Source organism: Anaerorhabdus sp., assembly GCF_036637135.1.
Lineage (GTDB): Bacteria > Bacillota_I > Bacilli_A > Erysipelotrichales > Erysipelotrichaceae > Anaerorhabdus.
Genome location: NZ_JAVWNC010000021.1, coordinates 24,090 through 36,234 on the forward strand (window position 1 = coordinate 24,090; position 12,145 = coordinate 36,234).

Annotated in this window: 9 protein-coding genes, 1 pseudogene and 2 riboswitches; of the genes and pseudogenes, 9 read left to right on the top strand and 1 reads right to left on the bottom strand. The window is 32.9% G+C overall.

The features are described 5' to 3' along the window. Positions 1–42 precede the first annotated feature (42 nt). The 6 genes from RR643_RS05615 (at position 43) to abc-f (ending at position 4,568) form a co-directional block, all read left to right on the top strand. On the top strand, positions 43–639 hold the full coding sequence (locus RR643_RS05615) for a TetR/AcrR family transcriptional regulator (protein WP_332470017.1): 597 nt from the start codon (positions 43–45) through the stop codon (positions 637–639). Positions 640–737: 98 nt separating this feature from the next. After that, on the top strand, positions 738–1,064 hold the full coding sequence (locus RR643_RS05620; RefSeq protein ID WP_332470018.1) for an inorganic pyrophosphatase: 327 nt from the start codon (positions 738–740) through the stop codon (positions 1,062–1,064). 97 nt (positions 1,065–1,161) lie between these two features. Further along, positions 1,162–1,602, top strand: coding sequence for a LytTR family DNA-binding domain-containing protein (locus RR643_RS05625; RefSeq protein ID WP_332470019.1), 441 nt, complete (start codon positions 1,162–1,164; stop codon positions 1,600–1,602). Between the two features lies 1 nt (position 1,603). Beyond that, on the top strand, positions 1,604–2,056 hold the full coding sequence (locus RR643_RS05630; protein WP_332482625.1) for a DUF3021 domain-containing protein: 453 nt from the start codon (positions 1,604–1,606) through the stop codon (positions 2,054–2,056). 79 nt (positions 2,057–2,135) lie between these two features. Next, a complete protein-coding gene (locus RR643_RS05635; protein ID WP_332482626.1) occupies positions 2,136–2,735 on the top strand; it encodes a DUF975 family protein in 600 nt (199 codons plus the stop codon). A 279-nt stretch (positions 2,736–3,014) separates the two neighbouring features. Further along, positions 3,015–4,568 (top strand): ribosomal protection-like ABC-F family protein, encoded by a 1,554-nt coding sequence (gene abc-f / locus RR643_RS05640; RefSeq protein WP_332482627.1) that lies wholly within the window; start codon positions 3,015–3,017, stop codon positions 4,566–4,568. Here abc-f and RR643_RS05645 read toward each other — a convergent pair. After that, complete coding sequence (locus RR643_RS05645) at positions 4,555–5,322, bottom strand: nitroreductase family protein (protein ID WP_332482628.1); 768 nt, start codon at positions 5,320–5,322, stop codon at positions 4,555–4,557. The genes abc-f and RR643_RS05645 overlap by 14 nt on opposite strands. 150 nt (positions 5,323–5,472) lie before the next feature. On the opposite strand from RR643_RS05645, the gene RR643_RS05650 reads away from it, so the two are divergent. From RR643_RS05650 to RR643_RS05660, 3 genes and pseudogenes are all read left to right on the top strand, one after another. Continuing rightward, positions 5,473–5,700 carry a FeoA family protein gene (locus tag RR643_RS05650; protein ID WP_332470023.1) on the top strand — a complete coding sequence of 76 codons (228 nt, stop codon included), beginning with the start codon at positions 5,473–5,475 and terminating at the stop codon, positions 5,698–5,700. Next, positions 5,697–7,694 (top strand): ferrous iron transport protein B, encoded by a 1,998-nt coding sequence (gene feoB, locus RR643_RS05655; protein WP_332470024.1) that lies wholly within the window; start codon positions 5,697–5,699, stop codon positions 7,692–7,694. Before RR643_RS05650 ends, feoB begins: the two co-directional genes overlap by 4 nt. A gap of 78 nt (positions 7,695–7,772) precedes the next feature. Then, positions 7,773–7,848, top strand: a riboswitch (cyclic di-GMP riboswitch). 473 nt (positions 7,849–8,321) lie between these two features. Further along, positions 8,322–8,397, top strand: a riboswitch (cyclic di-GMP riboswitch). Positions 8,398–8,454: 57 nt separating this feature from the next. Then, a pseudogene (locus RR643_RS05660) lies at positions 8,455–12,145 on the top strand (hypothetical protein); the annotation flags it as partial.

Below are 12,145 nucleotides of genomic sequence, written 5' to 3' on the forward strand. Positions count from 1 at the left end.
AAGTAATAGAACTGTGGTATATTGCATGATGAGGTAAGTACAATGAGACCAGATAACAGCACAAAAATCAAAATTCGTCGTAACGCGCTAACCTTGTTTAAAGAGCGTGGTTTTGATAATGTAACGATTAATGACATATGTGAAGTTTGCGGAATATCTAAACATACCTTCTACTATTATTTTGCATCAAAAGAGGGTCTACTTAAAACAGTTATGACCTTACCGGATGAACTTTCATCAGAAGAAGCTGCAAAAATTATGATGTTAGATAGTCCTTATGAACAGTATTGTGAAATACTAAAGAAACGAATACGCCACTTTGAAAACTGTGGGAAAGATATCGTAAAGAAGATTTTAGTTGCACGATTAACAGTATCTTTTGAAGAACAAAGAGAAAAAGAAGATTTTGATGAAGGAAAACCTTTCCTTAATATGCAAATGGGTTTTATTAGAAAAGCACAAGAGCGTGGAGAGATTGAAAATATGGGAGATCCGAAGAGTTTAATGCACGCTGCATTCTGTGTATTAATTGGAATAACACAAGTTTGGGCAACACATCCAGGGTCGAAATTTAATTTAGAAGTTGAATATTTTAAAATTCTTGATACAGTTATGATGAAAAAGGTGGAAAATAAATGAGTAAAAATATTATGAAGTATACATTACTGTTTATCATCTTCTGCATGCTTCTATCGATGTTTGCAGGGTTGATGAGTATTTTCTTATAGGAGGTATGCATGATTGGTGATGTAGTAAAAGTTACAATGGATCGTCCATTAGGAAGTGAACATCCGGTTTATGGATTCATTTATCCAGTTAATTATGGTTATGTAGAAGGTATTGTTGCGAATGATGGAGAATACCAAGATGTTTACGTACTAGGTGTTGATGAACCAGTGGATACATTTGTTGGTGAAGTTATCGCAATGATTCATCGCAAAGATGATCTTGAAGACAAATGGGTGGTAGCACCTGCGGGCAAAAAGTATACAAAAGAAGAAATAGAAAAAGAGACATGGTTTCAAGAACAATGGTTTATCAGTGAAATCATATTGGAAGACTAAATTAACCGAATAGAATCTCAAACGAACCACTTACTTAAAAAAAGTGGTTTTTATTTTGCAAATACATATACTGTATATAAGTAAAGGGGTGAAGAATATGAAGGTAGAGGTAGAAATTGATCCAAGTTGTCAAGAATTGCGATTGATGATTATTACACAAACAATGAATGATGAGGTTCAACAACTATTAACAAGAATTCAAAAACCTGAAGTAGAACTTTTATCAGGATTTCATGATAGTGGTGTTCGGTTAATCCAACAAGATGAGATCATTCGGATTTATACCGAAGATAACAAAGTGGTTACTAGTACAAAAAAAGGTGAGTATACTTTGCGACTTCGGTTATATGAATGTGAAAGTAAACTGGATCCAAAACGATTTGTTAGAATATCAAATTCAGAAATTATTAATCTAAAAGAAGTATCTAATTTTGATTTGCAATATTCAGGTACAATTCATGTCAAAATGAAGAATGGTGAATCTACGTTTGTATCAAGAAGATATGTTTCTAAAATAAAGAAAGTGTTAGGTATATAAAATGAAAAAGAGATTCTTACTACAAGCAGTACTTGGGGTATTTATTGGTGTATCTATTAGTTTTATAGTTCCACTATTTATTTCTTTGGTAGTGAATGATGGAAGTTATTATCCTGTTGCATTGGAAATGGAAGTAGCATACGGTAATCAATTAAATGCAGTTGTGATACAAGTAATTGTTTCGATGATTTATGGAGCTGCGTGGGGAGTTGCGCCACTTGTGTTTAAAATAGAGAAGTGGAGTTTACTTCGCCAAACGATGACACATCTTGCGTGTACATCACTTTGTACCTTTCCAGCTGCCTATATTTGTTACTGGATGGATCATAAGGTATCATCAATAATTATATATTTTGCAATTTTCTTACTTATTTATATGGTAATTTGGTTTGCACAGTATATGAATATTAGGATGCAAGTTAAGGCATTGAATCAAAAGATAAACACGATTTAGTAAAATAATAATTTCATATATGATACGAAATAGTTAACATCAATAGCTATGGTATACTTAGGATAAGTGAGGTATCTATATGGATGGAAAACAATTAAAAAGGCGTGCAAAAGAATTAATGAAACCCTATTTGGGAATTATGTTTGTATGTGCCCTTATAATTTGGGCACTGAATTATTTACGTATTAAATATGATAATATCTTCATGGTTATTCTTATGTTGTTTATCCTTAGTCCATTTGAAATTGGATTTCAATGGTTAACGGTGGATATTGTAGATGGAATAAAAGTAAAATTTACAGATGTATTTGAAGGGTTCAATCAATACGGTAGAGTAATTGGATTTGCATTCATCAATTCACTTCTAATATTTGGGTGGTTGTTGTTACTGGTTATTCCAGGTATTGTTAAAACGTATTCATACATACTGGCTCCCTACATTTTGAAAGATAATCCTGAAATGTCTGCAATTGATGCGATATCCGAAAGTAGAGTACTTATGGATGGACATAAATTTGATTTGTTTTTTATTCACTTATCGTTTATCTTGTGGATTATAGGTTCAGCATTGACCTTTGGTATTCTTGGTTTATATGGTGGACCCTATATGTACATGACCACCGCAAGTTTTTATCGCATGATTAAAGCAAAAGATGATTGTGTTCATATCGATTTATAATTGACAAATAGATTAGGTAGCGTGGTATAATCTTTATATCGTAACAAGGTGGTGAAGACGATGAGTATTTGTACACAACAACATTTGAATGAAAATAATGTAAATCATTTTGATGCTTTTTGTCGTACAATTTCATTTACAAACCTTCTATTAAACAAGGGACGAGTGCGTCTATCATAGAAGGAATTGATGAAACCATAGTCGTTTAAATTAAAGCTAGGTTTTATTAACTTAGCTTTTTATTATGCAATTCCTTCAAAACTAATGGAGGATAAGAAAATGAAAATACAAATTAATAATTTAATGAAGTCATATACTGGTGAAATTGTTTTGGATGAATTATCACTAGAGATAGTAAAGGGAAGTAAGTGTGCAATCGTAGGAGAGAATGGTTGTGGAAAATCAACCTTACTTAAAATCATTGCGGGTATTGAAAATTATCAATCGGGTGATGTATTTATTCCAAAGGAAATGAGTATTGGTTATATGGTACAAGTATTCCCAAGTTACAAGGAAACAAGTCGATCGTTTATCTTGTCGAGTTTTCATCATTACCAAAATTATTATAATAAAATCAAAGAATTAGAATATAAAATGGCAAATGAAGAAATTGATGAGCATATACTCGATGAGTATGCAAAAGTATATGCTAAGTTTGAACATGCAGGTGGGTATGACTTAGAAAACTCACTGGAAGCATATGCAAAGGGATTGGGCATTGATGATGTGTTGGAACAATCGTTTGATACTTTAAGTGGCGGACAAAAAACAAGAATAATTTTAGTGCAATTATTACTGGAAAATCATGAAGTGCTTTGTTTGGATGAGCCAACTAACCATTTGGATATGGATGGAATTGAATGGTTAGAGAATTATTGCAAGACGACAAATAAAACACTGATACTTGTATCACATGATCGACAATTTTTAATGAATGTTGTGTCTGTATTTTATGAAATTGAGGATGGCATGGTAGTCACCTATCATGGTAATTATGATCAATATCGAGTACAACGACATGAGCGTTTCTTAAAACTTGTATTGAACTATGAAGAGCAACAAAAAGAAATACAAAAAATTAAACTTGCGATTCGCAGATATCGACAATGGGGTCACGAAGGAGATAACGAGGATTTCTTTAAACGTGCTAAAGCATTAGAAAAAAGATTAGATCGAATTGAAAAGTTACCAAAACCAATTGAGATTAGAAATAAATTAACTTTTGATTTGAAGAGTACACAAGTAGGTAGCAAGGATGTAGTGATTGCGAAAGATTTTGTGATTGGTTATGATACACCATTATGTGAGGAAATGAATTTTACAATACAACGAAAAGAAAGAGTAGCAATTGTTGCACCAAATGGAACAGGGAAGACAACATTATTTAAAACGCTATTGGGTTTAGTCTTACCATATTCAGGAGAAATCACATTTGGTCAAACAGTGGATGTAGGATACTTACCACAAATTATACAATTTGAAAATGGATCTGAGCGAATACTGGATTACTTTATTCGCGTCTGTAATTTGGAAGAAGAAAAAGCAAGAAGATATCTTGCTTGGTTTGGATTCTATCAAGTTGATATGTATCGCTACATTTCAAGTTTTAGTGGTGGTGAACAAGTGAGAATGAAATTACTTGAAATTATGCTAAAGGGATGTAACTGTATTTTGTTGGATGAACCTACCAATCATCTTGACTTGTTGAGTTGCGAAATCATTGAAAATGTATTAACGAAGTTTGAAGGAACAATTATCGTTATTAGCCATGACCGTTTATTTCTACAAAACTTGCGTGTTCGTACAATAGAATTATGCACTAAAGAGCTGTAATATTTACAGCTTCTTTTTGTGTAGTACGATGATAATTAACATGAGGATAACCAAGAACTAATGTGGCTACAACACGTTCTCCAGATTTTAGTTTAAGATGATGACGTAACTTTCGTGATAGTTTGGTTGCGATTGTAAAGAAACCACTGTAAAGAACTCCTAAGCCAAGTGATTCAGCCATAAGTGCCATTCTTGTGGTTGAAATCATTCCGTTTGTATTGTTTCTAGAAACAATAAGGATAACTAAGGGAGCTTTTTTGAAAAAGAAATGATTATCAATTTGTATTCTTTTAGCAGGAGCATAGAACATTTTAACAAACGGCAAGCATTTCTTGAACAAATGTATTGCGATGTTTTCGATTTCATTTATTTTGTTTTGAATAATAATATATGAAACATCTTGAGCATTTGTTGCGGATGGTGAATAACGACCAGCTTCAATGAGTTGATGAATAATCTCTTGTGAAATATGTGTATCTTTGAAATTACGAGTACTACGACCAGATTGATAAACTTGCATAAGCAAGTTTGGGTCAAGGCGTGGTTGATTAGTTAGTTCGATGGGCTCATCATCGAACCCGGTGATTGATACAGCTTGCTTTGGACATATAGCGACACAATGACCGCAGTGAATACAATTTTGTTGAATAATCGAAGCTTTTTGATTGATTAAGATAATATTATTTGATGGACAATCAATGATGCATAGATTACAACCAATACAAGTTGAGTTGATTTGAATTAAGTGTTCCATGGTATACCTCCTAGTTTGTAAATTCTCTTAACTACTTAAAAGTGTAGCATGAGAAAAAGAAATTGATATTTTTTTATAAAATCTCTTGTTTTTTTATAACGGTTAGGGTAGACTAACTATGGGTTAAATAAAATTGTTGGAGGTAAGCATATGACATTATTTGATTGCGCTATTAATCAGCAAGTAAAAGTAATAGGAATTGAAGGCGATACTCCGGTTCGTAAACGTTTAATTGATATGGGTATCACAACTAATACAATTATTCATATAAAAAAGATTGCGCCGATGGGGGATCCAATTGAAATTCATCTAAGAGGATATGAGTTGTCTCTTCGTAAGGATGAAGCGAAGAAAATAAAGGTGGAAAGAATTGCATGAAACATACAGTAGCATTAGTAGGAAATCCCAATAGTGGTAAAACAACTCTTTTCAATCAACTTACAGGGTCTAAACAACATGTGGGAAATTGGCCAGGGGTTACAATTGAGAAAAAAGTTGGTGTTTTTAATTATGAGGAACATGAAATTACATTAGTAGATTTACCTGGTATTTATAGTATGTCTCCTTATAGTATTGAAGAAGTTGTCTCTCGTGATTTTATAATGGAGGAACATCCAGACTTAATTATTAATATTGTGGATGGAACAAATCTTGAAAGAAATTTATATTTGAGTATGCAATTAAAAGAATTGGGATTGCCCATGGTTATTGCAGTAAATATGATGGATGAGTTGCATCAAAAAGATATTGAATTAAATATCCAACAATTATCAAAAGAGTTAAATACACCAGTTGTACCAATTAGCGCAAGAAATGGTGAAGGAATGAATGAGTTAATTCATAGTTTAATTCACAATACAAATAGTTCTACATATACTTATGATGTGCAAACAGAAAATATATTGAATCGTATACAAGTATTGGTTGAAGAGACAAGACATGATCATACTCATGATAAATTCTATTCAATTAAGTTACTTGAAAATGATGAATTAATTCGTAAAGAATTAAATTTTAGTGATAAACAATTGGAAGAACTTAAAAGTATACAAAAAGATTTTTGCGTATTAAAAAATCAAAAAGACATTGATATGGCTGTAGCGGATACACGCTATATGGAAATAGAAGGAATTATATCTCGTAGTTTATGTAAGCCATGTGTTGCGCAAATGAAGAGTGGATCTGATCGCATTGATTCATTGTTGACACATAAGTATTTAGGGATACCCATGTTCTTTGTGATTTTATTTATTATTTTTATGATTACATTTGGTCCACTAGGTTCGACATTACAAGGTTTCTTGGAGTCGTGTATAGAATTATTTAGTGAATGGTCAATGAATGGTTTAGCTGGACTTGGCGCAAGTGATTGGGCTATTAATCTAGTTACTACTGTTATCGGTGGTGTTGGAAGTGTTGTATCTTTCATGCCACAAATTATGTTGTTGTTCTTGTTCCTGTCAATATTAGAAGACAGTGGATATATGTCGCGTGCTGCATTTTTGATGGATCGTATGCTACGTAAAATTGGTTTAAATGGTAAAGCCTTTATTCCAATGCTTATGGGATTTGGTTGTACGGTTCCAGCAATCATGGCGACTCGTGTGTTAGAAAATGAAAAAGATCGAAAGATGACAATGCTTCTAACACCATTTATGTCTTGCGGTGCACGTTTGCCTGTGTATGCGTTATTTGCAGGAGTGTTCTTTCCTACCAACGCGGGTGTCGCAATTTTCGCAATGTATGTATTGGGGATTGTAGTCGCAATCGTTTGTGGACTCCTTCTTAGAAAAACTGTATTTAAAGGTGATGGCTCTACATTTATATTGGAACTGCCTCCTTATCGTTTACCATCCTTTAAAAATACAATGATGCATATGTGGGAAAAAGCAAAAGGCTTCTTAACAAAAGCAGGAACAATTATTTTTTCGATGACAGTACTCTTATGGTTCTTAACTAATTTTAGTTTTACATTCCAAATGGTTGAAGATCCAGCGATGAGTATTTTAGGTAATATCGGTCAAGCAATTGCGTGGATATTTGCACCACTTGGATTTGGTAACTGGCAATCTGTTATCTCACTTATGAGCGGATTTATCGCAAAAGAAAGTGTTGTATCAAGTATGTCAGTTGTCTATGGAGTTGGAACTAATGCGGAGTTAGAACTTGTGTTAGCACAAGTGTTCACTCATGCGAGTGCAATTTCATTCATGGTATTCACACTACTATATAGTCCATGTATGGCTGCAGTCGCAACAATTAAGAGTGAGAGTGGTAGTTGGAAATTTACGTTAGAAAGTATTCTGTTTCAAACAGGAGTTGCATACATAGTTTCATTCATTGCGTTTAGTTTATTTAATGTATTCATGTAGGAGCTGATATTCAGCTCCTTTTCTTTTAATGTATAAGTATTGCATTGTGTTAGGTGTTTAGGATATACTAAGGTTGTAAAATAAAATAAGTAAAATCATTGAAAGATGATGGCACAAAGCTAAAGGGCCTGTAAAATGGCAGCCAGTTGCACTAATGGAAACTTTTAAAGTGTGCTGGATTCTGGCGCACTTTATTTTATTTCCAAAAGGCTTATCGAAGTAACTAGTGATAGTGAATTAATTATATGTGGTGAATCTCTCATATGATTCACAAATGAGATGAGACCGAAAGGTCAATATCGAATTTTACAAATACCTGGTGTCTGTCCAACTACCTAGTATGATCTAAATACCCAGAATTAAACCAATACCTGTAATGTCCACTCCCGTGCCATAGCCTGTCCTCGTGTTAAATGTTTTAGCGAGAAGCATTTAGCAAAACTTCATGTATAAAGAAACGTCATCTTCTTTGTATTATCATTCCTCATTATAAAACAGGCGTGGCAACCAAAAATCAAAAGGCAATCTGACAAATTGCCTTTTTTGTGGTGAATTAGTTTACTAAAATTAATGAGTATTAAACAATACTTGCTTGATAAGTTGACTTTAGTTGCTATAATTAAGCTATAAACCTATGAGTAAACCTATCGAAAGGTAGGGGCACAAAGCTAAAGGGCCTGTAAAATGGTAGCCAGTTGCACAAGTAATATCAGTGTACTGGCAATTCAAGTATGCATTTTTTTTAAGGGAGAAGAAGAAAATGAAAAAAACTGGTATTTACTTTTTATGTATTTTCATGTTAGTTGCATCTTTGACAGGATGTTCAAGTTCTAAACCAAAAGATGAAGTAACTACAGATTCGGGTCAAAAGGAATCGGTCATGATTTTTGATGAGTCAAAGACTTATGAAAATGAAAAGTATGACTCAGGTAAAATTACAGGGCAGAATGTAACTATCAAAAATATGACATTTGAGCAAGACTTAATTATCGACAAAGAAGTTGGTGATGGTAATGTCTATTTAGATGGCGTTAATATAAAAGGAAAATTAATAATTAATGGTGGTGGAAAAAATTCCATCCACGTAGATAATTGTAGTTTAAATGCGGTTGAAAGTGACCGTAAAGAAGGAGCGGTTCATATAGTTATCTCTGAAAATTCATCAGTAGATAATTTTTCGATAGCTAGTGAAACGATACTCGATATTAGTGGTGCAGTTAAGACGTTGAATGTAAGTCAGTCAGCAACTGGAAGTACAGTTGATGTTAAAGAAAATGCAAAAGTAACAGGAATAGTAGTTAACGCAGCCATTGATATGTCGGTAAAATCGCCAATTAGTCAACTGGATGTAAATGCAGGAAGTAATATCGCAGTTGAATCAACAATAACTAACCTTAATATAACTAATGGTGCGCAAAACACATCGATAACATTAGGTAAAGACGCTGTTGTTAGTAGCTTAGCAACAGAAACATTAGTTGATATTTCAGGACAAGGAAAACTAGAACAAGTATTTACAAATAATAAAGATAATATTACAGGTACAGTAAAAGCTGAATCGACAACAGTAAGTGATAATCCAATTTCAAATGCAGCAACTCAACCTTCTCCATCACCAACTGTTGAAGTAAAACCAACACCACAACCAACAGCATCACCTAAACCAACGGTAGCGCCGACACAAACACCAGTGCCTACAGTTGAACCGACTGCAGCACCACAACCAACTGCAACACCAATTCCGACTTACACAGTATCGTTTGTATTAGGCGGATATACAGTAGACCCTCAAACAGTTAAGATGGGTGAAAAAATTACTAAACCGGATGTTACATTAGGAAGTGATGTATATTCTGGTAGTAAGGTTTTATGGGTAGATGAAGATGGAAATGTGTTTGATTTTAACACACCAATTAATTCATTAAAAACGCTCACTGGAAAAATTGTTGTCGATGTAAATGATGCGGCTACATTAGAAACTTTATTAAGTGAAGATAAAGTACATGCAATTACATTAACTTCAGATATTCAATATTTGGGAAAAGGAATTGATATCAATAAAAACTTTTCAATTTATGGAAATGGATATCAAATTACATGTGATAATCAAGTTGTGATATCAGTAAATGAATCAATTTCATTAGAAATACAATCACTTAAAATAAATGCAACTGCAGACATATCACGAGGTATTTTTGTTAAAAAGGATAAAGATATATCTATAACAATTGTTGATTCAGAAATTAAGTCAAGTGATCGAGGTATTACTTTTGATGGAACAGCAGTCAAAGGAGATACTCAAACAGTAAACTTGTTAATTAGAAATAGTAAAATCTTAAATAGTAAGGTTACTGACTATGATTCACAAGTCAACTATACAACTGAAATAGCAAGTACAGCAGGGAATAGAGGTATATCATTATTTGATAGTATAGGAAATGTAAAAATCGAGAATAGTGAGATTCTCGGATTTAAATATGCAGTAAATGTTGCGGGTGCTGCGGGAGCATCCACATTGCGAACAGACTTAAGTATTGATGTTGTAAACTCGACAATTAAAGGATGGACTGCATTCAATATTTGGGGAGTACAAGGAAAATACAATATTAAAAATAGTACGCTTGTTGGTATACAAAACATGGTGGGAAGAACGAACGACTTTTCTACAGTAGTATTCAATAATGATATCTATGATATTTTTGGTGGGAATCAAGCTAAATCAAATGTAATGTTGATTGAGAATAGCACAATCACAAATAAACAATCGGAAGCATCTATAGCGGATGGCAGAAAACAACAATTAATTCGTGTTGACGGAGGCCTTGATAAAATTCAGTTTAAGGGAGATGTAAAACTGATTGATACAACAGGGCAAATTTCAAGTGCATTCTATATTGATAATATGGCCCCTCGATTAACACAAGATTTTATTAGGAATAATATTGATACAAGTAACGCAACAATTACTTGTACTTCAAACGGAAATTCAATGGATTTGATTAAAAATCCATATGAAGTTGTAGAAATAAATAATACAGAAGAATTAATTTCAGCAATTAAAAATCAAAGTGATAGCCAAATATGGAATATTAAAAATGGAAAATATGAACTTCCAAGAAATGAAACAATTATGTATGCCAATCAAACTGGTTGGTTTATGCCAATTATTTCAAATGATATTATGATATTTGGGGAAGGTAATCCAATTATTACAACAAATGAAGATGCAGAAAATGGAAATCATTCTTCTCAGAATTTCATAACCGTAGTAGGTAATAATGTACTTATTGATGGTGTTGAAATCATTGCGCAACGAGATCCTAAGACACAAGTTGCAACAAACAAAGCGATAGAAGTTATTGGAGATAATTTTGAATTAAGTAATTCAAAAATTAAACCGCACAGTGATACTTCAACATATGCTGGATCAATCTATTTGAGTAATCCAGGTAAAGTAACAACCCTTAATAATGTTGAATTATTATATGGAAGAATATCGACTTCTGGTGCAAATGATAAGAGTAAATTAATATTGAATGATGTTCTTATTGATTATGCATTTTCAAGTTTGGAGAAATCGCCATATTTTGGATTTAGTAATACAGCGAAAGCGATAATTGAAGCAAATAATTGTGTATTAACTATTGCGAATCTAGTAGGTAAAGATTTAGTTGATCAACAAGCTATGTTACCTGCAGGAATGACAATAGATAAGAAAGAATCTACAATGGGAGTTAAGAACTTAGAAGTAACTTATACTCAAGTGAGTGAAAATATTGTTGTTAAGTATGATTTACCAGTTGGTTTTACATTTGATGCTCCAAATGTAAAAAATGAGTCGGAACTAACAGTCGCATATACAAAAATATTTTATGGAAATGATGAAGAAAAAAGTGCTGCTGCAAGTATTATAGGTAATGACATTATTATGTATTATTACTATAAGGATTCAAATGGTGATGTTAAGCCGTTATTGACTAAAAATAATAATCCCTTGGTTAAAAATAAACTTTGGAGTGGACATTTAAATTATTATAATGAAGATGGCAAAACTACTACAAAATTAGCAACAGGATTAGTTATAGAAGATAATGACACTTACGTTGGAATAAATGTTCCATCTCAAAAGAGATGGACAACATCTACAAATCCAAGTGTAGATCCGGCAACCGTTTCTACAGGATGGCTAAATGCTGCCAAAGGTAATGAATTATTTGTAACAATTGCGGTAATATATGATGGAAGAGTTTATATTTCGGATGCTTCGATTAATATTCCGCAAGATTCTAATTCCGCTCCGGCTATTCAAGAGATGACTATAGAAATAGAATTAGAAGAGACTTTAGAGTCAAAAGTAGATGAAGAAACAAAGGATCTTCCTATTGATGAACCTAAAGAAGAACCTGCGTTGCAACCTGAAGAAGAAACAGACACTACAACTGACGGTGATC

What these genes read in the sequence shown, in the direction of transcription:
- RR643_RS05615 (WP_332470017.1), top strand. Translation starts at nt 43, where the DNA reads ATGAGACCAGATAACAGCACAAAAATCAAAATTCGTCGTAACGCGCTA.
- RR643_RS05620 (WP_332470018.1), top strand. Translation starts at nt 738, where the DNA reads ATGATTGGTGATGTAGTAAAAGTTACAATGGATCGTCCATTAGGAAGT.
- RR643_RS05625 (WP_332470019.1), top strand. Translation starts at nt 1,162, where the DNA reads ATGAAGGTAGAGGTAGAAATTGATCCAAGTTGTCAAGAATTGCGATTG.
- RR643_RS05630 (WP_332482625.1), top strand. Translation starts at nt 1,604, where the DNA reads ATGAAAAAGAGATTCTTACTACAAGCAGTACTTGGGGTATTTATTGGT.
- RR643_RS05635 (WP_332482626.1), top strand. Translation starts at nt 2,136, where the DNA reads ATGGATGGAAAACAATTAAAAAGGCGTGCAAAAGAATTAATGAAACCC.
- abc-f (WP_332482627.1), top strand. Translation starts at nt 3,015, where the DNA reads ATGAAAATACAAATTAATAATTTAATGAAGTCATATACTGGTGAAATT.
- RR643_RS05645 (WP_332482628.1), bottom strand. Translation starts at nt 5,322, where the DNA reads ATGGAACACTTAATTCAAATCAACTCAACTTGTATTGGTTGTAATCTA.
- RR643_RS05650 (WP_332470023.1), top strand. Translation starts at nt 5,473, where the DNA reads ATGACATTATTTGATTGCGCTATTAATCAGCAAGTAAAAGTAATAGGA.
- feoB (WP_332470024.1), top strand. Translation starts at nt 5,697, where the DNA reads ATGAAACATACAGTAGCATTAGTAGGAAATCCCAATAGTGGTAAAACA.